Source organism: Enterobacter cloacae complex sp. I1M (assembly GCF_014982425.1).
GTDB lineage: Bacteria > Pseudomonadota > Gammaproteobacteria > Enterobacterales > Enterobacteriaceae > Enterobacter > Enterobacter intestinihominis.
This window is the reverse complement of record NZ_JADCLG010000005.1, coordinates 158,000-182,887: the sequence shown is the minus strand read 5'-3', so window position 1 is coordinate 182,887 and position 24,888 is coordinate 158,000. Positions and strand designations below refer to the sequence as shown.

The window sequence follows — 24,888 nt, the reverse complement described above, 5'->3', positions numbered from 1 at the left end:
TAATCAGGCGGCTGTGTTCGCCACACGTTGTTCACGATTTAATCCCTGAAGTGCCGATACATCGACGATCAGCGCGACGCTACCATCACCCAGGATGGTGGCAGCAGAGATCCCCGGCACTTTGCGGTAGTTACTTTCCAGGTTCTTAACCACCACCTGATGCTGACCAATCAGCTGATCGACCAGCAGCGCGTAGCGGCGACCGGCGCTTTGCAGGATCACAACGATACCCTGCGTGGCCTCGGTTTTTGCCCCGTCCACTTCGAACACTTTCCACAGTTCCACCAGCGGCAGGTACTCGCCGCGCACTTCGAGCACGCGCTCGCCGCCCGCCAGCGGATGCAGATCTTCTTCGCGCGGCTGGAGGGATTCCATCACCGCGTTCAGCGGCAGAATAAAGACTTCGTCCGCCACTTTAACGGACATGCCGTCAAGAATGGCCAGCGTCAGCGGCAGCAGGATACGGATCGTGGTGCCCGCGCCCTGCTTAGACTGGATCTCAACGTGACCGCCCATCTCCTGAATGTTACGTTTCACCACGTCCATGCCCACGCCGCGGCCGGAAACGTCGGTGACCTGCTCTGCGGTTGAGAAGCCCGGGGCAAAAATCAGCATGCCCACTTCTTCGTCAGTCATGTTTTCGTTGACCGCCATGCCCTGCGAAATCGCCTTCGCCAGAATGCGCTCGCGGTTCAGGCCCGCGCCGTCATCGGTCACTTCGATGCAGATGTTGCCGCCCTGATGTTCTGCTGACAGGATCAGGTTGCCCACTGGCGATTTTCCGGCTGCCACGCGGTTTTCCGGCAGCTCAATGCCGTGGTCGAGGCTGTTACGCACCAGGTGCGTTAACGGGTCGATAATGCGTTCAATCAGGCTCTTATCCAGCTCGGTGGAGCTGCCCATCAGCGTGAGTTCGATCTGTTTGTTGAGCTTGCTGGCCAGGTCGCGCACCAGGCGCGGGAAGCGGCTGAAGACATATTCCATCGGCATCATGCGGATGGACATCACCGATTCCTGCAAATCGCGGGCGTTACGTTGTAACTGGCCCATGCTGGTGATGAGATCGCCGTGGGTCACCGGGTCCAGCTCGTTGGAGCGCTGGGCCAGCATCGACTGGGTGATCACCAGTTCACCCACCAGGTTGATCAGCTGATCCACTTTCTCCACCGCCACGCGAATGCTTGTGGACTCGCTGGAACGCGCCGCCGGTTTTTCACCGCGGGCCGGGGCGGCCGTCTCTTTTGGCACGGCTTTCAGGGCCGGAGCAGCGGCAACTACCGCAGGGGCAATTTCTGCCGGCGCGGGCACTTCAACGGCCGCCGCCTCGGTTTCAAACGCAATTTGATCCGCTTCAATCACGAAGCACAGCACCGCCACAATGTCATCCTGACCGATCCCGCCGTCGAGCGTCGCGGCCAGGCTGTCTTTACCCTTCACCACGTTGCTGAGCGTCGCCAGGTTACCCAGCTCCTCTTCCAGCAGGTTGACCTCGTTCTCTTTCAGCCGTGACAGCACTACGCGCAATTTTCCTGCGGGCGCATCAGGCGCACTGTCTGGTTTGGCCGCGGCGTCAACAACGCTCAGTTTTGCCGCAGGGACAACGGGCGCAGACGCCTCACCTTTGGCTTCCAGCGCTAACTGACGCAGCGCGTTGCAGATGTATTCAAAGCTGGCGGCATCAGGCTCTGCCGAACTTTTATAGGCGTCGAGCTGTTCCTGCATAATATCTTTCGTTTCCAAAAACAGGTTGATAATGTCGGTATTGAGCTGCATCTCACCGCGTCGTGCTTCATCCAGCAGGTTTTCCATTAAATGGGTCGTTTCCTGCAAAATGGTAAATCCAAACGTTCCGGCTCCGCCTTTAATGGAATGCGCCGCACGGAAGATGGCGTTGAGCTGTTCTGAGTCCGGTGCCTCGGGCACCAGATCCAGCAAATGTTGCTCCATATCGGCCAACAATTCGTCGGCTTCATCAAAAAATGTCTGGTAAAAATCGGTAATATCCATGCTCACGCTATCACCTCGGATTGGCTGGTGGCGATGTTGGAACGGCAGCCGAAGGGACGGCCCCAGGCTGTTTTAAATCGTCCAGTGACTCATTCTGACTTTCGGCGTTTTCATGCAGGATGGCCTGCTCCGCCTGCTGGTTCAGCACTAAAAGACTGATACGACGGTTGATGGCGTCATCCGGTCCGCGGTCGGTCAGGCGCATGGTTGCAGCCATGCCGACCACGCGCAGGACCTTGCCATCATCAAGCCCACCCGCCACCAGCTCGCGACGCGAGGCGTTGGCGCGATCGGCAGAAAGCTCCCAGTTGCTGTATCCCTTCTCTCCCGTGGCGTACGGGAAATCATCCGTGTGACCGGAGAGGCTAACGCGGTTCGGAATGCCGTTCAGCACCGGTGCAATCGCACGCAGAATATCGCGCATGTAGGGCTCCACGTCGGCACTGCCGGTTTTGAACATCGGTCGGTTCTGGCTGTCGATGATCTGAATACGCAGCCCTTCCTGCACCAGGTCAATTTTCAGATGCGGACGCAGCGCGCGCAATTTAGGGTCCGCCTCAATCAGCTGATCCAGGTCACCGCGCAGTTTTTTCAGGCGCGCCTGCTCCATCCGTTTTTTCAGCTCGTCGATGTTAGGCTGTTTTTTCACTTCGCCCTGCTGCTGGGTGTAATCGTCACCGCCGCCGGGGATCGGGCTGTCGCTGTTCGATATGCGCGGCCCGCCGGTGACCGCCGTCGCCAGCGGCGTTCTGAAATATTCCGCAATCTGAATAAGCTCTTTCGGGCTGGAGATGGAGATCAGCCACATCACCAGAAAGAAGGCCATCATGGCGGTCATAAAATCGGCGTACGCGATCTTCCATGAGCCGTGAGAACCGTGTCCGTGCCCCTTATGCTTGCGTTTTTTTACGATGACGATCGGATGGGACTGGTTTTTCATGCGTCCTCAGTTGTCGTCTGTTGGTTGGGGTTTTTCACCGCGCGCACGTGCTCTTCCAGTTCGATAAACGACGGACGTTCGCTGGAGTAGAGCGTCTTACGGCCAAATTCGACGGCGATCGGTGGCGCATAACCGTTGAGGTTTGAGAGCAGCGTAATTTTCACGCACTGCATCATTTTGGTGGTTTCCGCGCTCTTTTGACGCAGAACGCTCGCCAGCGGGGAGATAAAACCGTACGCCAGCAAGATACCGAGGAAAGTCCCGACCATCGCGTGGGCAATCAGGGCGCCCAGTTCAGCCGCCGGACGATCCGCCGAGGCCAGCGCGTGAACCACCCCCATCACCGCCGCAACGATACCAAACGCCGGAAGCGAGTCGCCCACCAGCGCCAGGCTGTTGGCTGGCACTTCAGATTCGCTTTCGTGGGTTTCGATCTCTTCGTCCATCAGGGCTTCAATTTCGAAGGTGTTCATGTTGCCGCTGATGATCAGCCGCAGGTAATCGACGATAAAATCGAGCATCATCGCGTCAGCCAGAATACGCGGGTAGCTGGCGAAAATTTCGCTCTCTTTCGGGTTTTCAATGTCCCGCTCCAGCGAGAACATTCCTTGCTGACGTGACTTCGCCATCAGGCGATAGAGCAGCGCCAGAAGATCCATATACATGCTTTTGGTGTATTTCGAGCGACGAAACAGCAGCGGAATCGCCTTCAGCGTGCCCTTGATCGATTTACCGTTGTTACCAACGATAAAAGCCCCTACCCCTGCACCGCCGATGATGACAAGTTCAGCCGGTTGATAGAGTGCTCCAAGGTGCCCGCCGGTCATCATGTAACCGCCGAAAACTGTACCGAGAACTACCAGGTAACCTAATAAGATAAGCACGACATCATCCTTCCGCTAGTGACTATGGCAGGACGTTCATTTCGAGCGCGTGACCTGAACGCAGGGTAAAAAAAAGCAGCGGTAATCGCTTACCGCTGCTGGAATCTTGCCCACAGGTTCGGGTTAAACAGCGTGTTCGATCTGTTCATCCAGCAGTTGTGGAATAATATCGGCAGCATCCCGGGAAAGTTTACGTCTTTTTACGGCTCGGGATGGAGGCTGGCATAAACTACAGGCGAAGCTGCCCGCAGGCTGGTGCGCGTGGGTAATAAAATTGCCGTCACAGCAGTTGCAGCGCGACAATTCAAGCATTCCGCTTTCAACAAAACGCACCAGCGTCCAGGCGCGGGTCAGCGCCAGCAGGGGTCCCTGTTCCTGCTGCGGGCATTGCTCAAGGTAAAGTTTGTAGGCTTTAATCACGGCATCCACGCCGCTGCATAAGCCTGTTTTAAGCAGGTACTGCCAGGCGTTACAGAACATGGAAGCATGGATGTTCTGCTCCCATGTCATGAACCAGTCAGTCGAAAACGGCAGCATGCCTTTTGGCGGTGGGCTACCACGCAATTCTTTGTACAGCTTGATCAAACGACCACGGCTCAGTTGCGTCTCGCTTTCCAGCATTTGTAAACGCGCACCCAGCGTGATGAGTTCCATTGCCAGCTGGATATCACGGGCTTCCTGAACAATGCTTTTTTCGCTCATTGTTAAGCCCTTTTCTTCCGGGCTACGTCGTCAGGCTGGCTGATTTCGTTGAGCAGGCGGGTGGAGAGAAGAATACCGGTGTGGATCTGTTGCAGATCGTCCACGCGGGATTCCTGAGTCAGACGCGTAATTGTCTGCGGGTTATCGAAACGGAACTGGCAGACAAGCTGATTGGTTTCAGCCAGCTTGACCATCTGCGGAAGTGTTAATCCCCCCAGCATGGTTGCCATCTCTTCGTTAACACCCAGACGAAACATCGCTGACGGTTTGTCCTGACTAATCAAACGCTGCGCGAGCAATAAATACGACAAATTGATGTCGTAAATATGTTTTAGCAACTCGGATGTATGCATTTTTCCCATCCCGAATAACCAACTATTATTTTTATGCGGAAAGACCGCACCCCGTGATGTCGCCGGGAAATCACCCGGTATAAAAAGAAAAGGCCAAATGCATAGTTGAATTTAGGTTTGTACGTCGTAAAGCGCGTGACCGTTTAACATGGCCAAAATGGCGGTTACACATTTTATCTTTTCTTACAAATAACTAAGATTTTTCCTAATTCGACGCAAACTCTACTCGTCAGTTTTGACACATACAATGCAGCCCCCCCTGGAATTTAAAAAAATGTGATCTGCGTCACATAATTTACGCGAATGTAACCTATAAATCCATCAGCGTGACTTGTAATTTGGGTGTTTTTTATCCAACCCAAGCTTGTTTATATTCTTCAGGAACGAATACTCATGCATCCGGACGGGGGAATTGGGTCTGGGAAATGTAAAGACAGGGCAAATCCGCATTGATCTGCTATGGGGAAAACTTCACGCTGAAACTACCATTAATTAATAAAGTAAAAACAGGGGGTTAACGCTGGCAACACAAAAATCAGTTTCGTTGCGTAACGATCTACGCCGGGTTGATGATGAGTTAAGGCGTGTTAACCACCCGGGAGGGAAAATGTGTAATTTACGTTAAGCTGTTAATTTTTTTCATTTAGGCCATCTTTTCAGTTATTCTTCTTATAAGAATAATTAATGAATAATTATGATAAGCTTCACACTAATGACGCATTCACCTCTTGCAGTAATGACAGTTTCGCGGTAAAGCTGGGGAAACTTGTCATTCTGACATCAAAGGAGTGCGTGATGAGTTACTCCCATCTGCTTGTTTCAGTTGCTGTTTCTCCCGAAAGCCACCAGCTTGTCGCCCGAGCCGTATCCATCGCCCGCCCCGCCAATGCCCGCATCAGCCTGATCACGCTGGCCGCGGAACCCGAAATGTATAATCAGCTGGCTGCGCCGATGCTGGAAGATATACGTGAGGTATTGCAGGAGGAAACGCACCAATTCCTGCAAGAGTTGGTGGAGAGGGCAGACTATCCGATTCATCAGACCGTTATCGCGACCGGTGAATTAAGCGCGCATATTCTCGACATCTGTCAGAAAGAGAATATTGACCTGGTTATTTGCGGAAATCATAACCAGAGTTTTTTTTCTCGTGCGGCATGCTCGGCAAAATCTATCGTTTCGTCAAGCCAGGTTGATGTCCTGCTGGTGCCTCTTGGGGGCAATTAATGCCCCCGGAGAAAATCAGGCGAGTTTAGGGAAGGTCGCGATCTTTTTTTGCAGATCACCTTCCTGACTTTGCGGCTGGATCGCGCGCAAATCGTCAATAAAACGCGCCTGCCAGCGGTTAATATCATTCTTCATGATGGTCTCCATCATTTCCGAATGGCGTGAAATACGTTCCGCAAGCGGCATAGTTAACGCACGGTTCAGGGCATTTGCCACGTCATCGCGATCGTAAGGGTTTACAATCAGCGCTGAGGTTAACTCGTTTGCCGCACCGGCAAATTGAGACAGCACCAGCACACCCGGGTCAGCAGGATCTTGTGCTGCAACATACTCTTTTGCCACCAGATTCATCCCGTCGCGCAGGGGCGTGACCAGCCCGACGTCCGCATAGCGGAACACTTTCATCAGAATTTTGCGCTCAAAGTGCTGATTCAAATAGAAAAGCGGTGTCCAGCCAAGCTGCCCGTAGCGCCCGTTGATGCGCCCTGCTTCGGTCTCAAGCTGGTGACGGATATCCTGATAGGCCTGAACCTCACCGCGTGAGGTCGGCGCTATCTGGGTATAACGAATCTTGCCGTGATGCTGCGGGAATTTTTCCAGCAGGGTTTCGTACGCGAGGAATCGCTCCGGCAACCCTTTGGAATAATCAAGTCGTTCAACCGAAAAGATATTCTTAACGTGCTTGAGTTCATCCTTAAGCTGGGCAAGCTTCGGAGGCAATGGACCGGAGGCCTGCTCGGCAATTTCGTCTGGCTCAATACCAATCGGGTAGACCTCGGTATGGAAATTACGTCCCCACGCGGTGTGAGATTTGCCGCCGTGAGTGACCAGTCGGGTTTTACCGGACACGCTGTCGAGGAAGGCCAGCCTGTCGTTTTCCGTCTGGAAACCGAGCAGGTCGTAATCGGACAGCGCCTCAAGGATCTCTTCATGCTGCGGCAGTGCCGTGAAAATCTCCGGCGTCGGGAAAGGGATGTGCAGGAAAAAACCGATTCGGTTATTCACACCACGTTTTCGCAGCTCTCTGGCGAAAGGCAGCAGATGGTAATCGTGGATCCATAAAATATCGTCTTCTTCGATTAGCGGCAGCAGTTTATCTGCCAGCAGCGCATTAACGCGCATATAGCCTTCATAGGATTCACGCTGGAATTTCACCAGGTCCAGACGATAGTGAAACGCTGGCCACAGCACGGCGTTTGAGAACTCGGAATAATATTCATCATAGTCCTTCTCACTGAGTGCGAAGGAAGCCCACGTGATATTGCCCCGTGACACCTTTTTAAGCGGTTTCTCATCATTACTGATTTCCCCGCTCCAGCCAAACCAGAGACCACCCGCGGCTTTGAGGGCACCTAATACCCCGACCGCCAGGCCACCGGCACTGGCTTTTTTATCATCCGGCGGTGCGATGCGATTAGAGACGACGACTAAGCGACCCATAATGATTTCTCCCGTTGTTTTGCGCTATTTGTTGTTGTTGCTGGTTAGCGACATCAGATATCCACTGCCAGACGCTGGCGACGTTTTCCAGCCGCCATCCGGCAACGGTTTCACCCGGCCCTACCTTGACAGACATGCCACTGGCCCGGTTTACCACGCTGAACCCGGCCTCATCGGTCAGGTCATCCCCAAAAAATACTGGCGTACGCCCTTTAAACGGCGCTTCCGCCATAAACGCTGCAATGGCAGCGCCTTTATTAATTCCTGCTGGTTTAATCTCGACCACACATTTACCGGGCTGTAACGCCAGCTCCGGATGGGCTTCCGCCACGCTTCTTGCTACCGAAAAGATCGCCGCCTCATGGTGAGGCGCCTGACGGTAGTGCAGCGCAAAGGCCATGCCTTTGGCTTCCAGTTCCGTACCGGGAAGCAGTTCCAGAGCAGAAGAGAGTTGCGCATGCAGCGCCTGAACCAGCGTATCGGGGAGTGAAACTATATGCAGTTGATCATGGATATCGCGGCGCTCCGCTCCGTGCACACCGGCTAGCGGAAAGTGATAAGGACTGGCGAGCACATCCAGCTCGGCCATTGAGCGCCCTGAAATCAATGCCAGTGCCCCCTCGTTCTGTCGGGAGAGCTGCTGCAAATTCTCTAACACCAGATCCGGTACAACGACGTCGTCAGGATGCGGTTCAATTCCGGCGAGCGTCCCGTCGAGGTCAAAAAAGAAAGCAAATTTTCCGGGCAGTACAGGCGGTGCGGTTAACAAGTCAGCCACCCTAATCCTCCTTACAGTGAATAAAACAGCCATGTAAGTATAGACAGTGTGACGGCGCTCGCCATTTAGCAACCGGCCCGTCAGCATAACTGGCGGGCCGGTCAGGGAGTCAACTATGGTTAATAGTTGAGCAGATACGTGGCTAAAAATAAATCAGATGGTACGCTTCGCTTTTTGCTTGTAACGGTCGAAGATCACTGCTGCCAGCAGGATCAGGCCGCGTACGACGTACTGAGAGAACGGAGAAATATTAAGCAGGTTCATGGCGTTCTCCACGGTCCCCAGAATCAGGATCCCCGCCACCACATATGAGATTTTTCCGATGCCGCCCTTGAGGGATACGCCCCCCAATACGCAGGCGGAAATGACAATCAGCTCATAACCGATAGAGGTCATTGGCTGGCCGCTGGTCATACGCGACGCCAGAATAATCCCCGCCGCTGCCGACACCAGCCCGGAAAGCACAAAGATAATGATCTTGGTCCGTACGACCGGGACACCCGCCAGACGCGCCGCTTCCTCGTTCCCGCCAATCGCCAGGGTATTACGACCAAAGGTGGTGCGGTTAAGCAGGAAACCAAACAGGATCAGACAGGCTACCGTCAGCCAGATAGGCGCAGGCAAGCCCAGCCAGTTGGCATAGCCCAGCGTAAAGAAGCGCTCGTCTTCAATCCCCACCGCCTTACCGTCGGAGATGATATAAGCCAGACCGCGCACGATTTGCATGGTCGCAAGCGTCGTGATCAGGGCGTTAATCTTCAGGCGCGCAATCACAAAGCCGTTCACCAGACCGCTCAGCACGCCGAGCATCAGCCCCGCCAGCACGCCGATCCACAGGCTTTCGGTCATATTGATCACCACGGCAGTGGTGACCCCGGCACAGGCAATCACCGAGGCGACCGACAGGTCAAAATCGCCGGAGGCCAGGCAGAATAGCATTCCGCAGGCCACCATGCCGGACATGGAGATAGCCAGCCCCAGCCCCTTCATGTTGATGAAGGTCGCAAAGTTTGGCACAAAAATCGCGCACGCAACGAACAGGGCGGCAAAAACCACCAACATGCCGTACTGGTCCCAGATGCGGCCAAAACTGAAAGCCGACTTCGGCGCTCCGGATGTAGTAACAGAGGACATCATTGACTCCTTACTCAGGCGACAGCCTGGCTAACTTTAGGCATGGCGAGACTCAACGCCTGTTGTTCATTCGCCTGTTCATGCAGCAATTCACCGGCAATTTCGCCTTCACGCATCACTACAATGCGGTCGGCGACGCCCAGCACCTCGGGCAGATCGCTGGAGGCGAACAGCACCGCCACGCCGCGTTTTGCCAGCTCATAGATGACGTTATAGATTTCGTGTTTCGCCCCCACGTCGATACCGCGCGTTGGTTCATCCAGCAAAATGACCTTCATGTCTTCCGACAGCCAGCGCCCCAGAATGGCTTTTTGCTGGTTGCCGCCGGACAGGTTCATGATCAGCTGTTCAGCCCCGGGAGTTTTGATGTTCAGCGAACGGATATGGTGATCAGCGTTGCGCGCCTCCCACCCGTCGTTAATCAGACATCCCGCGCGGATGAACTTGCGCCGGGCAGAGATGTTGATGTTGTCGCGCACCGAGTGCACTGGAATAATGCCTTCGGCCTTTCGATCCTCCGGACAGAGCATGATGCCCGCGTTAATCGCCTGCGCAGGCTTCTGTATATCGACCTTTTTCCCGTCGACGAAGACCTGGCCCTGGGTAATACGCGTCCCGCCAAACAGCCCTTTCATCAGCTCGCTGCGCCCTGCCCCCACAAGGCCAAACAGCCCGACGATTTCGCCGCTGCGCACCGAGAGTGAAATAGGTGTGCGCACGCCTGGGGCTTTAACGCTATCCAGACGCAGACGCTCAGGGCCGTAATCGCGCGGCTTCCAGTGGTAAATATCCCCCAGATCGCGCCCGACCATCGCCTGCACCAGCTGGTCATGATTGACCTGCTGCATATCGGTGAAGGTGCGCACGTAGCGGCCATCCTTAAACACGGTGATGGCATCGCTTAAGGCAAAAATCTCTTCCATACGGTGGGAGACGTACAGAATGATGCGGCCCTCTTTGCGCAGCTCGCGGATCACGCGAAAGAGGTTTTCAATTTCACGCGCCGAGAGCGAGCTGGTTGGCTCGTCAAAAGCGATGATCTTGGCGTTACGCGCCAGCGCTTTGGCAATTTCCACCATCTGCCACTGGCCGATGGAGAGATACTTGAGGGGCGTTTGCGGATCGACATCCAGCCCAAGGTGCCTGAGTTGCAAGCCCGCTTCATAGTTGAGCAGCGAGCGGTTGACCACGCCGCTTTTATGCGGAAGCTGGCCCAGGTAGATGTTCTCCGCCACGGTCATTTCAGGAATGAGATGCAGCTCCTGATAGATGATGGCGACGCCCGCGTTTAACGCTGCCGTGGTGTCGGCAAAGGCCACCTCTTCGCCGCGAATGGCCAGCGTGCCGGTGGTGGGCGTGTAGTTGCCGCTGAGAATTTTTAGCAGCGTGGATTTTCCCGCGCCGTTCTCCCCCATCAGGGCATGAACCTGGCCGGCATAGCAGTCGAAGCTGATATCGGTCAGCGCGTTTACGCCGGGGAATGTTTTACCGATGCCGCGGAAAGAGAGATACGGATCAGACTGTTGCATAACGACTCCGTGATTCCTGTAGTGTGTACGTCAGGCCCCTCACGGCGTGTGAGGGGCGCAATCACAGCGTATTACTTACCGCCCAGTCCTTTTTTCGCCAGCTCCTCTTTGAAATTATCGCGGGTGATCAGCACCACATCGGTTACTTCGGTGAATTTCGGCGGCTCAACCCCCTTGGTCACCCAGTTGTAAAGCATTTCGCTGGATTTATAGCCGTGGACATCCGGGCTTGGCAGCAGAGAGCCGTAGAAGCCGGTCGCCTGCGCTTTAGACAGTTCGCTCACGGCGTCCACGCCGTTGATGCCGATCCCGATAATGTCCGGTGCTTTAAAGCCCTGGCCTTCCGTTGCACGCACGCCGCCCAGCACGGTGTTATCGTTCATCCCCACCACCAGCCAGTGTTTCACCTCCGGATGCTGGACGAGCATAGAGTTCGCCGCATCAAAGGCGCCCGGGATATCGTTGGATTTGGTCGGGACTTTGTAGATTTGTTTTTCCGGGAAGCCAGCCGCTTTTAGCGCGTCCATGGAGCCCGTGGTGCGACGACGGGCGGTATCCAGCTCGTCAGCGGTAATCGCCATCACGGCGGTCTCTTTTACATCCCAGCCGCGTTTTTGCATCTCTTTATAGAGCTCCTGGCCCTGACGCTCGCCGATTTTGGTGGCCGCCATCATCACCAGCGGAACGGTATCCATCGGTTTGCCTTTGGCATTCACGAACTGATCGTCCACCGCAATCACTTTCATGTCATAACCGCGCGCTTTCGCGGCAATCGCTGAACCCAGCTTTGGATCCGGCGTACAGATAACGAAACCTTTCGCGCCGCTCGCCGCCAGGCTATCAATGGCGTTAAGCGTTTTCTCGCCGTCAGGTACGGCGATTTTAATTACCTCAAATCCCAAATCTTTTCCGGCTTTATCAGCAAATTTCCATTCGGTTTGGAACCACGGTTCTTCCGGCTGTTTAACCAGAAAACCGAGCTTTAAATTTTCAGCGATAGCGGATTGTGACATAACGGCAGCCAGGCCGATGGCCGCCAGCGCTTTAGTAAATTTGTGCATGGTAAACTCCAGCTTTAGCATTCTTATCTGTAGGGAATAATGGCGAACAACTTATTTAATCGGACTTAAAACAAGGCATTAGCGCTTACCTCGTTATAAGCGTTATTGCTGGAGATAGTTTTAGCGGGAAATTAATCATCCATAAGAGAGCGACATCACACCGCAGAATTACAGTAATTGCGTACATAAATTCAGCGAAAAATGACATAAAAAAGGACGTAATTGTCCTACAAATGGAAAGGAGTTAAGCAGGATTATCCATAAGGTCAGCTAAGAAATCCCTGTAACCCGGACGCCTTAGCGTCCGGCAGAAAATTTACCAGCGGTAATAGATGTGTTCAGCATGATCGCGCACGGGGGCATCGTCGCCCAACAGACGCGCAGAGAGCGTCAGCGCAAAGTCAAAAGCGTGCCCCAGCCCCTTGCCGCTGATGAGGTTGTTATCCTCCACCACCGGCGCATCTACATATACTCCATCATCAACGGTCTGCCACAGATCGCCGGAACAGACGTAGCGCCGCCCCTTCAGTAGCCCGTTTGCGCCCAGCACCCGCGCGGCCGCAGAGCAGATCGGGCAGATGAGTTTGCCGTGCTCGTCATGCGCGGAAACAAAGCGGATCACCTCCTGGTTAGCCGCCAGATTGATACTCCCCTGCGGCCCACCGGGTAACACGACCGCGTCATACAGCCTATTAATACGTTCCGTTAAGGTACTGTCAGCCACCATGGGGATATTGTGGTAACTCACTACCGCACGGGACTCCGCGCAGGCCAGCGTTTCTACCTCAATCTGCAAGCGACGCAGGATATCCACTGTGATAATCGCTTCTGCTTCTTCAAAACCAGGTGCCAGCAGCACCGCAACTTTTGTCATCATAAACCTCTACGGGGGAAAAGATATAAAACATCGTTTCATTTTCCAGATCTGTTAGATAACAATCTTACGACGCGATCACAGAACCGTATATTGCGGGAAAATTGATTTAGCTCAAATTTGCTACAGCAGGATATATTTGCAGTTATTATTTCTGATTTAACACTTTCACAGAATTTCCCGCCACAGAAGGTTTCCTGAAACGATAAAAATGGGAAGTACTGATTTTAATATCATTAAAATCATATAGATAAAAAATATTATATCTCGTCACCTGTTTTCTGTTCTGCGCTATATTTAAATTTGTAATGTATGGTAAACACAGCCCAACTAAGAGTTTTCTTAATTCAAAGAGAAGCGTATGCTTATTTAAATCGAACACAGGACGTGAATTTTCGAGTTTGTTTACCTTGCAGAAATCTTTTTCTGTTATTCAATCGTCAGTACCTGCCGGGTCAGGTTTCGTAGCGGACATCAAGTCCCACAGTCAATAAGGATATGAGTATGACTACCCAAACGATGATGCAAAAACTGAATGCCCAGATGAACCTGGAGTTTTATGCTTCAAATCTGCATCTGCATTTGAGCGCCTGGTGTTCCAGAAAAAGCCTCAACGGCACTGCCACCTTCTTTCGTACTCAGGCGCAAAGTAACGTCACGCACATGATGCGTGTCTTTAACTTTTTGAAAGCCATCGGCGCCAATCCCACAGTCAAAGAGCTTGAAACGATTGAAGATAATTACTCTTCTCTGGAGGAACTGTTCCAGAAAACGCTTGAAGAGTATGAGCAACGCTGTACGAAGCTGAACAAGCTGGCCGATGAAGCCAAAGCGCAACAGGACATCATTACCCTCAAGTTTTTACGTGATATGGACAGAGAGCAGCAGCAGGATGGCATGCTGCTGAAAACGCTCGCAGACGAAATCCGCAACGCGAAACGCGCGGGGATCTGTCTGGAGCAGACGGACCGCCATCTTCTCGACATAGCTACCGTGCAACACCACTAAGTCCCTTCACCCGCTCCCGTCAGGGCTGAGAGTTCCCCACAAAATAATGCCTGCACAGACGGCCCCCTCTCCCTTGAGGGAGAGGGCTGGGGTGAGGGGGAACATACGGCTCTGGTGGTCATTCCGTTCACTTTATGTTCCTTGCTACTCTGTCACGGCATAACCGGTGAACGTGCCAGGGTGGCTCAGTCGCCACCACCCTGGCGACCCGGGCTTCCGGCGGAAAATCGCCGCTTCGCGGTGCCTTCGGCTTATTCCTTCCGGCTTATCGGGGACGGGCGGAGGTAACATCCCTGTAAAGCCCGCCCTCTCGGCGCATCCCTGCGCCTCGCCCCGGCCTACAGGAAACGCCTCAGCGATTTACAGCCGGACCGAGGCATCGCTGAAAGCCCTCAGTTATTCTGAGGCAACGTTATCGCTTTTGCTTTCAAATTACTGGGGATCCCTCAGCCCACAGGGAGAGGGAGAATATCAACACCGGGCGATACAGCATCAATCTTCCAGTGAATACGGCAGCGGCTCAATGCTGAGCGTGTTTGCATCGTCCCGCACGCGGAACACGCTGTCGGGCTCCATATCATTATTCATGACAACCTGCACCAGCAGGCGGCCATCATCGAGCTGGACGGCGGCTAACACGGTGCCGGTACGGCGCCAGTTTTCGCCCATCTTCATCTCGAGATCTTCACCCGCTTCCGGCACACGGCTGGCGTGACCAGCCAGCGTCCACAGGGCACGTTTGTTCGCGCCGCGGAATTTCGCACGCGCCACCATTTCCTGTCCGGTGTAGCAGCCCTTCTTAAAGCTGATACCACCCAGCGCCTGGATGTTTGTCGCCTGCGGGATAAACTGCGCGCTGTTTGCCGCGTCAATAACTGGCAGGCCCGCTTCGATGTTCAGCGCCAGCCACTGCTGGCTGTTGTTGAGCTGTGCTTCACCGCGCAGGGCGTCAGTGACGCGTTCCGCCGTTGCTTCGTCGGTTACCAGCAGGAAGCGCTCCGCAGGGTGTTCGAACCACAGAATGGAGGTTTCTCCCTCGCTGATCAGCTGTTTTCCGGCATCCGGTAGCTCGGCAAACAGGTTTTTCAGCGCTGCACGCGCCTGGAAACCCGCTACCCCCAGCAGAACGTGTTCATCGTCCGGGGCGATGGTGACTTTAGAAAAGACCGCGTATTTTTTCAGCTCTTTAAGCTGGGCGTCACGCAGGCTGCGACGCTCAATGAAGGCGAATCCGTCCTGACGGCGGAACAGACGCAGGTTGCTCCACATTTTGCCTTTTGGATCGCAATGCGCGGCCAGCAGATGCTGGTGCTCAGTCAACTGCGCCACGTCCGCCGTGACCTGGCCTTGCAGGTATTTTTCGCTGTCCGCACCGGTCAGTGTCGCCAGTGCCCAGTCATCAAGAGTAATCAGCGTCAGCGGCAGACGCGCAGAGGCGGCGGGCTGGCGAGGAGAAAATGGTGTAAATGCCATAGTGATGTCCTGAATTGCTTAACGCTTTGATAATACCTAATGGTAAAAGAGACTGTATTCAATGCAAGCGCTTTCAGCAGGCCATTCGTGCCATTACGCGGTTATGCGTGGCGCTACGCAAAATAGTGTAATCCGCTGTCTTTATAAGGATTATTCAGGAAGCCTGCTCGAGGTTCGCAATATTCCAGTAAAGAAACGGTCAAAAACACGTTACACTAGCAGGTGTTCCCGAAGAGCAATAATGAATACCGAACGGGATACCGACTGTGCCAAACGTAATGCAGGAAACAGAACATGGATATTAACAACAAGGCCCGTATTCACTGGGCGTGCCGTCGCGGCATGCGTGAACTTGATATCTCCATCATGCCTTTCTTCGAGTATGAGTACGACAGCTTAAGCGATGACGATAAGCGCCTGTTTGTCCGTCTGCTTGAGTCCGACGATCCGGATTTATTCAACTGGCTGATGAATCACGGCAAGCCCGCCGACACCGAGTTGCAACGGATGGTGCAATTAATTCAAACACGGAATCAGGAACGTGGTCCTGTGGCAATCTGATCTTCGCGTCTCGTGGCGCTCACAGTGGATGTCCTTACTGCTCCACGGTCTGGTCGCGGCAATGGTGTTATTGGTGCCGTGGCCGCTAAGCTATACCCCTCTGTGGCTGCTTTTGCTGTCGTTTGTAGTGTTTGACAGCGTGCGCAGCCAGCGTCGAATCAACGCCCGTCAGGGTGAAATTAAGCTGCTGATGGATTCTCGCCTGCGCTGGCAGGGAAAAGAGTGGGAAATGATAGGGACGCCGTGGATGCTCAACACCGGGATGATGCTACGGCTGCGTCGGGTCGAGGACAATCGTCGCCAGCACCTGTGGCTGGCAGCAGACAGTATGGATCCTGCGGAGTGGCGAGATCTGCGCCGGTTGATCGTGCAACAGCCGACGCAGGAGTAAATCAGCTGAACTGCTCGGCCATCTCACCCAGAATCTGCTCGCACCAGCTCTGGAGGCGCTCGTCGCTAAGATCGTACTGGTTGGTTTCATCCAGCGCGAGCCCGACAAACAGCTGACCGTCGGCAATAATCGGTTTTTGACTGGTGAACTCATAGCCTTCCGTGGGCCAGTAGCCGATAAAGGTCGCGCCCTTTGGCGCCAGTTTGTCGTGCAGCATGCCGAGTGCGTCAAGGAACCACTCCCCGTAGCCCAACTGGTCGCCCATGCCGTACATCGCAATGATTTTGCCTTCAAAATTGACTGAATCGAGCTGATCCCAGATCGCTTCCCAGTCTTCCTGAATCTCACCAAAGTCCCAGGTAGGGATACCCAGAATCAGCACATCGTACTGCTCCATCAAGGCAACCGCGTCATCTTTCAGGTTATGCAACGTCACCAGTTCCGGGCCAATAATGTCGCGAATTTTCTCCGCCGCCATTTCGGTGTAGCAGGTGCTGGAACCATAGAACAGACCAATATTCATCGCGTAACTATCTCAATTCTTGCTATGACTTTGCGCGTAGTGTACCAGAAACCGATGGCAATCAGGCATAATGGCCAGATTGCAGAACCATAGGGGTTGATGTGGAAAAGGATCTCGCACTCATCGAACAGTTTCTCGACGCGCTGTGGCTGGAGAAAAACCTCGCTGACAATACGCTCAGTGCCTATCGTCGGGATCTCACTCTGCTGGTCGAGTGGCTGGCGCACCGGGGGCTGACGCTTGAAAGCGCACAAAGCGATGACCTGCAAGGGTTACTGGCTGAGCGGATGGAAGGGGGGTACAAAGCCACCAGCTCCGCACGTCTGCTGAGCGCCATGCGCCGCCTGTTCCAGCACCTTTACCGCGAGAAGATCCGCGCGGATGATCCCAGCGCACTGCTGGCATCGCCTAAACTACCTCAGCGGCTGCCAAAAGATCTCAGCGAAGCGCAAGTTGAGAGATTATTACAGTCGCCCGCAGTTGACCTTCCGCTGGAGTTACGCGATAAAGCCATGCTTGAACTATTGTATGCCACGGGCTTGCGCGTTTCCGAGCTGGTGGGCCTGACGATGAGCGATATCAGCCTGCGTCAGGGCGTGGTGCGCGTTATCGGTAAAGGGAACAAAGAACGGCTGGTGCCGCTGGGTGAAGAGGCGGTCTACTGGCTGGAGACGTATCTGGAACACGGGCGTCCGTGGCTGCTGAACGGCGTCTCCATAGATGTATTATTCCCGAGCCAGCGCGCGCAGCAGATGACGCGACAAACGTTCTGGCATCGCATTAAACATTACGCCACACTGGCGGGTATTGACAGTGAGAAGCTGTCGCCGCACGTTTTGCGTCACGCCTTCGCGACGCATCTGTTAAACCACGGCGCGGATTTACGCGTGGTGCAGATGTTGCTTGGACACAGCGATCTTTCAACGACGCAAATATACACCCATGTCGCGACGGAACGCCTGCGGCAGCTACACCAACAGCACCACCCTCGCGCGTGAGTGCCGACGAATTGTTACAGGATCATATATGAAAAAGTCTTTAGCGCTGTTCACCCTGCTGGCAGCTTCGGTTTCCGGTTTTGCCCATGCGGATGATGCCGCCATTAAACAGTCTCTGACGAAACTCGGCGTCGCCAGCAGCGAGATCCAGCCAGCGCCGGTGGCTGGCATGAAAACGGTGCTGACCAACAGCGGCGTGCTGTACGTGACCGAAGACGGAAAGCACATCATTCAGGGGCCAATGTACGACGTGAGCGGTGCGCAGCCGGTGAACGTCACCAACCAGCTACTGATGAAAAACCTGAATGCGCTCGAAAAAGAGATGATTGTCTACAAAGCGGCGCAGGAAAAGCACGTCATTACCGTCTTCACCGACATCACCTGCGGCTACTGCCACAAGCTGCATGAAGAGATGAAAGACTACAACGCGCTGGGCATTACCGTGCGTTACCTGGCCTTCCCACGCGCTGGCGTGCAGAGTCAGCCTGAGCAGGATATGAAAGCGATCTGGTGTGCGAAAGACCGCAACAAGGCCTTTGATGATGCGATGAACGGTAAAGGCGTGAAGCCCGCCTCCTGCGATATCGACATCGCTAACCACTACGCGCTGGGCGTACAGTTTGGCGTGAGCGGTACGCCAGCCATTGTGCTGAGCAACGGCTATGTGGTGCCGGGCTACCAGGGGCCAAAAGAGATGAAAGCGTTCCTCGACGAACACCAGAAACAGACGGGTGGTAAATAATTCGCGTGAAAGCCCCGATAAAACTGCGCCGCCGCGATGCGGTTGAAACCGCGGATTTACCAGATACGCTTCCGCTGCTGTTAAAGCGGTTGTACGCCAGCCGTGGCGTGCGTACGGCAAGCGATCTTGAGCGCAGCGTCAAAGGCATGCTGCCCTGGCAAGCGCTGAGTGGCATCGAAAAAGCGACTGAAATGCTCTACGACGCGTTCCGTGACGGGACGCGGATTGTCGTGGTGGGCGATTTCGATGCCGACGGCGCCACCAGTACCGCGCTGAGCGTACTCAGCCTGCGTGCGCTGGGCTGCGATAACGTGGCTTACCTGGTGCCGAACCGGTTTGAAGACGGCTACGGCCTCAGCCCGGAAGTGGTCGATCAGGCCCATGCCCGTGGTGCACAGATGATCATGACCGTGGATAACGGGATCTCTTCTCATGCGGGGGTCGATCATGCCCATGCGCTGGGGATCCCGGTACTGGTCACCGATCACCACCTGCCAGGAGAAACCCTGCCAGACGCTGAAGCCATCATTAACCCGAACCTGCGCGACTGCGATTTCCCGTCGAAATCGCTGGCCGGAGTAGGGGTGGCGTTTTATCTGATGCTGGCGTTACGCACGTTGCTGCGTGATAAGGGCTGGTTCGAATCGCGCGGGATTGCCGTGCCGAACCTCGCGGAGTATCTCGATCTGGTGGCGCTGGGAACCGTGGCGGACGTGGTGCCGCTCGATACCAATAACCGTATTCTCACCTGGCAGGGCTTGAGCCGCATTCGGGCGGGCAAATGCCGTCCGGGGATCAAGGCGCTGCTGGAAATTGCCAACCGCGATCCGCTGAAGCTCGCGGCAAGCGATTTGGGTTTTGCCCTCGGCCCGCGCCTGAACGCGGCGGGGCGGCTGGACGATATGTCGGTTGGCGTTGCGCTGCTCCTGTGCGACAACATCGGCGAAGCGCGCGTGCTGGCCAGTGAGCTGGACGCACTCAACCAGACCCGTAAAGAGATTGAGCAGGGGATGCAGGCCGAAGCGCTGACCCTGTGCGAAAAACTGGAGCGCAGCGGCGATAACCTGCCGGGTGGGCTGGCGATGTATCACCCCGAATGGCACCAGGGCGTGGTGGGCATTCTGGCGTCGCGCATTAAAGAGCGTTTCCACCGCCCGGTGATCGCGTTCGCCCCCGCCGGGGACGGCACGCTGAAAGGCTCCGGTCGTTCCATTCAGGGGCTGCATATGCGCGATGCGCTGGAGCGTCTCGACACGCTTCATCCGAACCTGATGATTAAGTTCGGCGGCCACGCGATGGCGGCAGGCCTGTCGCTGGAAGAGGCGAAGTTCGACGAGTTCCAGCGTCTGTTTGGCGAACTGGTCACCGAGTGGATCGATCCGTCTCTGTTGCAGGGTGAAGTGGTTTCTGACGGTGAGCTTTCTCCGGCTGAAATGACCATGGAGGTGGCGCAGATGCTGCGCGATGCCGGCCCGTGGGGGCAGATGTTCCCGGAGCCGCTTTTCGACGGACGTTTTCGTTTGCTGCAACAGCGCATCGTGGGCGAACGCCATCTCAAAGTGATGGTGGAACCGGTCGGCGGCGGGCCGCTGCTCGACGGCATCGCCTTTAACGTTAATACCTCCATCTGGCCGGACAACGGCGTGCGCGAGGTTGAGCTGGCCTATAAGCTGGATATTAACGAGTTCCGCGGTAACCGCACCCTTCAGATCATCATCGACAATATCTGGCCAATTTAGCGTCAGTAATCTCTATAAAAAAGGGCGTGGATTCGGTACAATCCCGCTCTTATCACCGCATTTTGACAAGCTCATAAAAGAAAACAGACCATGTTTGAAATTAATCCGGTAAAAAACCGCATTCAGGACCTCACGGAGCGCTCTGACGTTCTTAGGGGGTATCTTTGACTACGATGCCAAGAAAGAGCGTCTCGAAGAAGTAAACGCCGAGCTGGAACAGCCGGACGTCTGGAACGAACCTGAACGCGCGCAGGCGCTGGGTAAAGAACGTTCCTCCCTCGAAGCCATCGTAGATACGCTGGATCAAATGGCGCAGGGTCTGGAAGATGTTTCTGGGCTGCTGGAGCTGGCTGTCGAAGCCGACGACGAAGAAACCTTTAACGAAGCCGTGGCAGAGCTCGACGTGCTGGAAGAGAAGCTGGCGCAGCTGGAATTCCGTCGCATGTTCTCCGGCGAATACGACAGCGCTGACTGCTATCTCGATATTCAGGCAGGCTCTGGCGGTACCGAAGCGCAGGATTGGGCCAGCATGCTGATGCGTATGTATCTGCGCTGGGCAGAAGCGCGCGGTTTCAAAACCGAGATTATCGAAGAGTCCGAAGGTGAAGTGGCGGGTATTAAATCCGTCACCATCAAGATTATTGGCGATTACGCCTACGGCTGGCTGCGTACTGAAACCGGCGTTCACCGCCTGGTGCGTAAGAGCCCGTTCGATTCCGGTGGCCGTCGCCACACCTCCTTCAGCTCCGCGTTTGTCTACCCGGAAGTGGATGAAGATATCGATATCGACATCAACCCGGCTGACCTGCGCATCGACGTGTACCGCGCATCCGGCGCGGGCGGTCAGCACGTTAACCGTACGGAATCTGCGGTGCGTATTACCCACATTCCAACCGGGCTGGTAACACAGTGCCAGAACGACCGTTCCCAGCATAAGAACAAAGACCAGGCCATGAAGCAGATGAAAGCGAAGCTTTATGAGCTGGAGATGCAGAAGAAAAATGCTGAGAAGCAGGCGATGGAAGACAACAAGTCCGACATCGGCTGGGGCAGCCAGATCCGTTCTTACGTCCTTGATGACTCCCGCATCAAAGACCTGCGTACCGGGGTTGAAACCCGTAACACGCAGGCGGTGCTGGACGGCAGCCTGGATCAATTTATCGAAGCAAGTTTGAAAGCAGGGTTATGAGGAACCAACATGTCTGAACAACAATCACAGGGCGCTGACGCGGTAGTCGATCTTAATAACGAACTGAAAACCCGCCGCGAGAAGCTGGCAGCGCTGCGCGAGCAGGGCGTGCCGTTCCCGAACGATTTTCGTCGTGACCACACCTCAGACCAACTGCACGCAGACTTCGACGGTAAAGAGAACGAAGAGCTTGAAGCGCTGAACGTTGAAGTGTCCGTGGCGGGCCGCATGATGACCCGTCGTATCATGGGTAAAGCCTCCTTCGTGACCTTACAGGACGTTGGCGGCCGCATTCAGCTGTATGTCTCTCGTGACGACCTGCCGGAAGGCATCTATAACGAGCAGTTCAAGAAGTGGGACCTGGGCGACATCCTGGGCGCTAAAGGTAAACTGTTCAAAACCAAGACCGGTGAACTGTCTATCCACTGCACCGAGCTGCGTCTGCTGACCAAAGCCCTGCGCCCGCTGCCGGACAAGTTCCACGGTTTGCAGGATCAGGAAGCGCGCTATCGTCAGCGCTACCTGGATCTCATCTCTAATGATGAATCCCGTAAGACCTTCAAAATTCGCTCCCAGATCATGGCCGGTATTCGCCAGTTCATGGTTAACCGCGACTTTATGGAAGTAGAAACCCCGATGATGCAGGTGATCCCAGGCGGTGCCTCTGCCCGTCCGTTCATCACCCATCACAACGCCCTGGACCTGGACATGTACCTGCGTATCGCGCCGGAACTGTACCTGAAGCGTCTGGTGGTCGGTGGTTTCGACCGCGTGTTCGAGATCAACCGTAACTTCCGTAACGAAGGTATTTCCGTACGTCATAACCCAGAGTTCACCATGATGGAACTCTATATGGCGTATGCGGATTACAAAGATCTGATCGAGCTGACCGAATCCCTGTTCCGTACCCTGGCGCAGGATATTCTGGGCACCACGCAGGTCCCTTACGGTGAAGAAGTGTTCGACTTCGGCAAGCCGTTCGAAAAACTGACTATGCGCGAAGCGATCAAGAAATACCGTCCGGAAACCAATATGGCGGATCTGGATAACTTCGACTCTGCGAAAGCGATCGCTGAAAGCATCGGTATTAAGGTTGAGAAGAGCTGGGGTCTGGGCCGTATCGTGACCGAGATCTTCGAAGAAGTGGCCGAAGCGCACCTGATTCAGCCGACCTTCATCACCGAATACCCGGCGGAAGTGTCTCCGCTGGCGCGTCGTAATGACGAGAACCCGGAAATCACTGACCGCTTCGAATTCTTCATCGGTGGCCGCGAAATCGGTAACGGCTTTAGCGAGCTGAACGATGCAGAAGATCAGGCGCAGCGTTTCCAGGATCAGGTTAACGCGAAAGCGGCAGGCGACGACGAAGCGATGTTCTTCGACGAAGACTACGTAACCGCGCTGGAACACGGCCTGCCGCCGACGGCTGGCCTGGGTATTGGTATCGACCGTATGGTGATGCTGTTCACCAACAGCCACACCATCCGCGACGTGATCCTGTTCCCGGCGATGCGTCCGGTGAAATAAGCCGTTAAGACGTAAAAAAAGCCCCGTGCGTTCATCGCCGGGGCTTTTTTATTGCGCCGCAAAAGCGCTGAGTTTTTCGCGCGCAGTGTTCGCTTCCTGCACCATCCACGGACTAAATGCCCACGGTGTGGCGTCCAGCGCGCGGAAGAGCGCGTCCAGCTCCACCCACTGATACTCCATCACTTCGTCGCTATTGATTGCGAGGGTATTCGTTACGCGGGCGGCATAGACCGGGCAGATTTCGTTTTCAACGATCCCTGAAGGGTCGGCTTCACGGTAGCGGAACTCCGGGGCAACGGGAGTGATGTCTATGATTTCGGCGCCGACTTCAAAGCGGCAGCGGCGGATAATCGCCTGCTCTGTCGCTTCGTCGGCCTGTGGATGTCCGCAAACGGAGTTGGTCCACACGCCGGGCCAGGCTTTTTTACTTAAGGCGCGCCGGGTAATCAGACATTCTCCGTTAGCGTTAAACAGCCATGAAGAGAAGGCCAGGTGAAGCGGGGTGTGTGACGTGTGCGCGGCGTACTTCTCCTGAGTGCCAATCACCTTTCCCTGGTCATTTACCAAAATAACGTGTTCTTGAATACTCATTGATGCTCCAGTGCCATAATGCTTAATGGTTCAGCACCATCAGCGGAATTATTATACTGCATTCTTATGCGAACGGTTTGGCCCACAGAGCGGAAAAGGGCATGACCCGCATCAGTTTGGGCTGCTATCATAGTGCGCCATTCACGCTGACCGAGGAGCTGTTTTGTTTGCAGGAAGCCTGACGAGAAACCCGATCATTGCCGTTTTCTGCCTGACGCTGACGCTACTTGTAGCAGGATGCTCGGGGAGTAAATCTTCGGATATGGGCAGTTATTCCGGTGCCGTCTATACCGTTAAGCGCGGGGACACGCTCTACCGCATCTCACGTGCCACGGGGACCAGCGTGAAGGAGCTGGCGCGCCTGAATAATATCTCTCCACCGTATACCATTGAGATAGGGCAAAAGCTCAAGGTTAACGGCGGTTCCTCCTCAGGGAATAAGTCCTCAACGCGTAAAACAGCCAAAGTGACGCCATCCTATCAGGTGCCTAAATCATCCTGGCCGCCGGTCGGTCAGCGCTGCTGGATCTGGCCTGCAAGCGGAAAAGTGGTTGCGCCGTACTCGCTCTCGGAAGGGGGCAATAAAGGTATTGATATCGCTGCCGCACGCGGCACGCCGGTTTACGCTTCAGGGGCCGGGAAGGTGGTCTATGTCGGTAACCAGCTTCGTGGATACGGTAACCTGATCATGATTAAGCATGGTGAGGACTACATTACGGCATATGCGCATAACGACACGATGTTGGTGAATAATGGCCAGAACGTGAAGGCGGGGCAGAAGATTGCGACCATGGGCAGTACCGGGACGGATACGGTGAAGCTGCATTTCCAGATCCGCTATAAGGCCACGGCCATCGATCCGCAGCGTTATCTTCCGGCGCAGGGCAGTAAACCGAAGTGCTAAGTGATTATTTAATCGCCACTTAGTGGGGTAAAGGCTTGTATGAAGAGGCGTAAGGTCTATAATGCCTTACGCACCTCAAAGCGGGCGTAGTTCAATGGTAGAACGAGAGCTTCCCAAGCTCTATACGAGGGTTCGATTCCCTTCGCCCGCTCCAGTCTCCTCATAAATCAAGAAGTTATATTTCATCAGTTAGTTACGTTGCTCTGCTTTAGCAGGTACAACTAAAACTACCCACTGTTCTATACCCGTACCTGTCGCGTGATAGGTCTGTGGTACAAGGGAACATATCCTCACGCTGGCGGTGGTTCCAGGTTCT

Annotated in this window: 24 protein-coding genes and 1 tRNA gene; 11 read left to right on the top strand and 14 right to left on the bottom strand. The window is 54.7% G+C overall.

The window, feature by feature from the left end:
- Positions 1–3 precede the first annotated feature (3 nt).
- The 5 genes from cheA to flhD form a co-directional block, all read right to left on the bottom strand.
- Positions 4–2,013, bottom strand: coding sequence for a chemotaxis protein CheA (gene cheA, locus INF86_RS02525; RefSeq protein ID WP_022648510.1), 2,010 nt, complete (start codon positions 2,011–2,013; stop codon positions 4–6).
- Positions 2,014–2,017: 4 nt separating this feature from the next.
- The gene (gene motB / locus INF86_RS02520; protein WP_022648511.1) at positions 2,018–2,947 is read right to left on the bottom strand and encodes a flagellar motor protein MotB; all 930 of its coding nucleotides are present in this window, start codon (positions 2,945–2,947) and stop codon (positions 2,018–2,020) included.
- Positions 2,944–3,831 carry a flagellar motor stator protein MotA gene (gene motA, locus INF86_RS02515; protein ID WP_003859696.1) on the bottom strand — a complete coding sequence of 296 codons (888 nt, stop codon included), beginning with the start codon at positions 3,829–3,831 and terminating at the stop codon, positions 2,944–2,946. Before motA ends, motB begins: the two co-directional genes overlap by 4 nt.
- A 123-nt stretch (positions 3,832–3,954) precedes the next feature.
- Positions 3,955–4,533: a flagellar transcriptional regulator FlhC gene (gene flhC / locus INF86_RS02510; RefSeq protein WP_022648512.1), complete on the bottom strand. Its 579-nt coding sequence runs from the start codon at positions 4,531–4,533 to the stop codon at positions 3,955–3,957.
- Between the two features lie 2 nt (positions 4,534–4,535).
- On the bottom strand, positions 4,536–4,886 hold the full coding sequence (gene flhD, locus INF86_RS02505; RefSeq protein ID WP_003859693.1) for a flagellar transcriptional regulator FlhD: 351 nt from the start codon (positions 4,884–4,886) through the stop codon (positions 4,536–4,538).
- Positions 4,887–5,681: 795 nt separating this feature from the next.
- On the opposite strand from flhD, the gene uspC reads away from it, so the two are divergent.
- Positions 5,682–6,110 carry a universal stress protein UspC gene (uspC, locus tag INF86_RS02500; RefSeq protein ID WP_022648513.1) on the top strand — a complete coding sequence of 143 codons (429 nt, stop codon included), beginning with the start codon at positions 5,682–5,684 and terminating at the stop codon, positions 6,108–6,110.
- A gap of 15 nt (positions 6,111–6,125) precedes the next feature.
- On the opposite strand, the gene otsA is transcribed toward uspC, so the two are convergent.
- The 6 genes from otsA to INF86_RS02470 form a co-directional block, all read right to left on the bottom strand.
- On the bottom strand, positions 6,126–7,550 hold the full coding sequence (gene otsA, locus INF86_RS02495; RefSeq protein ID WP_022648514.1) for an alpha,alpha-trehalose-phosphate synthase: 1,425 nt from the start codon (positions 7,548–7,550) through the stop codon (positions 6,126–6,128).
- A complete protein-coding gene (otsB, locus tag INF86_RS02490; protein WP_032676180.1) occupies positions 7,525–8,328 on the bottom strand; it encodes a trehalose-phosphatase in 804 nt (267 codons plus the stop codon). The genes otsA and otsB overlap by 26 nt, the downstream gene beginning before the upstream one ends.
- A 153-nt stretch (positions 8,329–8,481) precedes the next feature.
- Entirely contained in the window at positions 8,482–9,462 is a 981-nt protein-coding gene (gene araH / locus INF86_RS02485) for an L-arabinose ABC transporter permease AraH (protein WP_023300464.1), read from the bottom strand.
- A 14-nt stretch (positions 9,463–9,476) separates the two neighbouring features.
- Entirely contained in the window at positions 9,477–10,991 is a 1,515-nt protein-coding gene (gene araG / locus INF86_RS02480; protein WP_193543191.1) for an L-arabinose ABC transporter ATP-binding protein AraG, read from the bottom strand.
- A gap of 71 nt (positions 10,992–11,062) precedes the next feature.
- Positions 11,063–12,052, bottom strand: coding sequence for an arabinose ABC transporter substrate-binding protein AraF (araF, locus tag INF86_RS02475; RefSeq protein WP_023300466.1), 990 nt, complete (start codon positions 12,050–12,052; stop codon positions 11,063–11,065).
- A 316-nt stretch (positions 12,053–12,368) separates the two neighbouring features.
- Positions 12,369–12,926 carry a DJ-1/PfpI family protein gene (locus INF86_RS02470; RefSeq protein WP_048966695.1) on the bottom strand — a complete coding sequence of 186 codons (558 nt, stop codon included), beginning with the start codon at positions 12,924–12,926 and terminating at the stop codon, positions 12,369–12,371.
- A 504-nt stretch (positions 12,927–13,430) separates the two neighbouring features.
- On the opposite strand from INF86_RS02470, the gene INF86_RS02465 reads away from it, so the two are divergent.
- The gene (locus tag INF86_RS02465; protein WP_022648520.1) at positions 13,431–13,934 is read left to right on the top strand and encodes a non-heme ferritin-like protein; all 504 of its coding nucleotides are present in this window, start codon (positions 13,431–13,433) and stop codon (positions 13,932–13,934) included.
- 492 nt (positions 13,935–14,426) lie between these two features.
- On the opposite strand, the gene ygfZ is transcribed toward INF86_RS02465, so the two are convergent.
- Positions 14,427–15,407, bottom strand: coding sequence for a tRNA-modifying protein YgfZ (gene ygfZ / locus INF86_RS02460; RefSeq protein ID WP_032626101.1), 981 nt, complete (start codon positions 15,405–15,407; stop codon positions 14,427–14,429).
- Between the two features lie 294 nt (positions 15,408–15,701).
- On the opposite strand from ygfZ, the gene sdhE reads away from it, so the two are divergent.
- The gene (gene sdhE, locus INF86_RS02455) at positions 15,702–15,968 is read left to right on the top strand and encodes an FAD assembly factor SdhE (protein ID WP_003863437.1); all 267 of its coding nucleotides are present in this window, start codon (positions 15,702–15,704) and stop codon (positions 15,966–15,968) included.
- Positions 15,949–16,359 carry a protein YgfX gene (locus INF86_RS02450; protein WP_022649305.1) on the top strand — a complete coding sequence of 137 codons (411 nt, stop codon included), beginning with the start codon at positions 15,949–15,951 and terminating at the stop codon, positions 16,357–16,359. Before sdhE ends, INF86_RS02450 begins: the two co-directional genes overlap by 20 nt.
- Before the next feature lies 1 nt (position 16,360).
- Here the strand turns inward: INF86_RS02450 and fldB are convergent, their stop codons facing one another.
- A complete protein-coding gene (fldB, locus tag INF86_RS02445) occupies positions 16,361–16,882 on the bottom strand; it encodes a flavodoxin FldB (RefSeq protein ID WP_015571793.1) in 522 nt (173 codons plus the stop codon).
- A 101-nt stretch (positions 16,883–16,983) separates the two neighbouring features.
- On the opposite strand from fldB, the gene xerD reads away from it, so the two are divergent.
- The 5 genes from xerD to lysS all read left to right on the top strand — a co-directional run bounded on the left by xerD (position 16,984) and on the right by lysS (position 23,077).
- Positions 16,984–17,880, top strand: a complete 897-nt coding sequence (gene xerD / locus INF86_RS02440; RefSeq protein ID WP_048965619.1) for a site-specific tyrosine recombinase XerD — start codon at positions 16,984–16,986, stop codon at positions 17,878–17,880.
- Between the two features lie 28 nt (positions 17,881–17,908).
- Positions 17,909–18,622, top strand: a complete 714-nt coding sequence (dsbC, locus tag INF86_RS02435) for a bifunctional protein-disulfide isomerase/oxidoreductase DsbC (RefSeq protein WP_022649304.1) — start codon at positions 17,909–17,911, stop codon at positions 18,620–18,622.
- A 5-nt stretch (positions 18,623–18,627) separates the two neighbouring features.
- Positions 18,628–20,361, top strand: a complete 1,734-nt coding sequence (recJ, locus tag INF86_RS02430) for a single-stranded-DNA-specific exonuclease RecJ (RefSeq protein WP_193543190.1) — start codon at positions 18,628–18,630, stop codon at positions 20,359–20,361.
- A gap of 90 nt (positions 20,362–20,451) precedes the next feature.
- Positions 20,452–21,550 (top strand): peptide chain release factor 2 gene (prfB, locus tag INF86_RS02425; protein ID WP_096147815.1). Its coding sequence is split into 2 segments (ribosomal slippage): positions 20,452–20,526 and positions 20,528–21,550, totalling 1,098 coding nucleotides; the frame shifts between segments, so codons are not numbered across the junction.
- Positions 21,551–21,559: 9 nt separating this feature from the next.
- Positions 21,560–23,077, top strand: coding sequence for a lysine--tRNA ligase (lysS, locus tag INF86_RS02420; RefSeq protein WP_022649302.1), 1,518 nt, complete (start codon positions 21,560–21,562; stop codon positions 23,075–23,077).
- Positions 23,078–23,125: 48 nt separating this feature from the next.
- Here the strand turns inward: lysS and idi are convergent, their stop codons facing one another.
- Positions 23,126–23,668 (bottom strand): isopentenyl-diphosphate Delta-isomerase, encoded by a 543-nt coding sequence (gene idi, locus INF86_RS02415; protein ID WP_032676492.1) that lies wholly within the window; start codon positions 23,666–23,668, stop codon positions 23,126–23,128.
- A 163-nt stretch (positions 23,669–23,831) separates the two neighbouring features.
- On the opposite strand from idi, the gene actS reads away from it, so the two are divergent.
- Both actS and INF86_RS02405 read left to right on the top strand, forming a co-directional pair.
- Entirely contained in the window at positions 23,832–24,572 is a 741-nt protein-coding gene (gene actS / locus INF86_RS02410) for an amidase activator ActS (protein WP_063137624.1), read from the top strand.
- An 80-nt stretch (positions 24,573–24,652) separates the two neighbouring features.
- Positions 24,653–24,726, top strand: a tRNA-Gly gene (locus tag INF86_RS02405).
- The last annotated feature ends 162 nt before the right edge of the window (positions 24,727–24,888 follow it).

Excerpts from the sequence above, each read along its gene's own strand:
- motB (WP_022648511.1), bottom strand. The coding sequence starts at position 2,947 with ATGAAAAACCAGTCCCATCCGATCGTCATCGTAAAAAAACGCAAGCAT.
- flhC (WP_022648512.1), bottom strand. The coding sequence starts at position 4,533 with ATGAGCGAAAAAAGCATTGTTCAGGAAGCCCGTGATATCCAGCTGGCA.
- flhD (WP_003859693.1), bottom strand. The coding sequence starts at position 4,886 with ATGCATACATCCGAGTTGCTAAAACATATTTACGACATCAATTTGTCG.
- uspC (WP_022648513.1), top strand. The coding sequence starts at position 5,682 with ATGAGTTACTCCCATCTGCTTGTTTCAGTTGCTGTTTCTCCCGAAAGC.
- otsA (WP_022648514.1), bottom strand. The coding sequence starts at position 7,550 with ATGGGTCGCTTAGTCGTCGTCTCTAATCGCATCGCACCGCCGGATGAT.
- araH (WP_023300464.1), bottom strand. The coding sequence starts at position 9,462 with ATGTCCTCTGTTACTACATCCGGAGCGCCGAAGTCGGCTTTCAGTTTT.
- araG (WP_193543191.1), bottom strand. The coding sequence starts at position 10,991 with ATGCAACAGTCTGATCCGTATCTCTCTTTCCGCGGCATCGGTAAAACA.
- araF (WP_023300466.1), bottom strand. The coding sequence starts at position 12,052 with ATGCACAAATTTACTAAAGCGCTGGCGGCCATCGGCCTGGCTGCCGTT.
- INF86_RS02470 (WP_048966695.1), bottom strand. The coding sequence starts at position 12,926 with ATGACAAAAGTTGCGGTGCTGCTGGCACCTGGTTTTGAAGAAGCAGAA.
- INF86_RS02465 (WP_022648520.1), top strand. The coding sequence starts at position 13,431 with ATGACTACCCAAACGATGATGCAAAAACTGAATGCCCAGATGAACCTG.
- ygfZ (WP_032626101.1), bottom strand. The coding sequence starts at position 15,407 with ATGGCATTTACACCATTTTCTCCTCGCCAGCCCGCCGCCTCTGCGCGT.
- sdhE (WP_003863437.1), top strand. The coding sequence starts at position 15,702 with ATGGATATTAACAACAAGGCCCGTATTCACTGGGCGTGCCGTCGCGGC.
- fldB (WP_015571793.1), bottom strand. The coding sequence starts at position 16,882 with ATGAATATTGGTCTGTTCTATGGTTCCAGCACCTGCTACACCGAAATG.
- dsbC (WP_022649304.1), top strand. The coding sequence starts at position 17,909 with ATGAAAAAGTCTTTAGCGCTGTTCACCCTGCTGGCAGCTTCGGTTTCC.
- lysS (WP_022649302.1), top strand. The coding sequence starts at position 21,560 with ATGTCTGAACAACAATCACAGGGCGCTGACGCGGTAGTCGATCTTAAT.
- idi (WP_032676492.1), bottom strand. The coding sequence starts at position 23,668 with ATGAGTATTCAAGAACACGTTATTTTGGTAAATGACCAGGGAAAGGTG.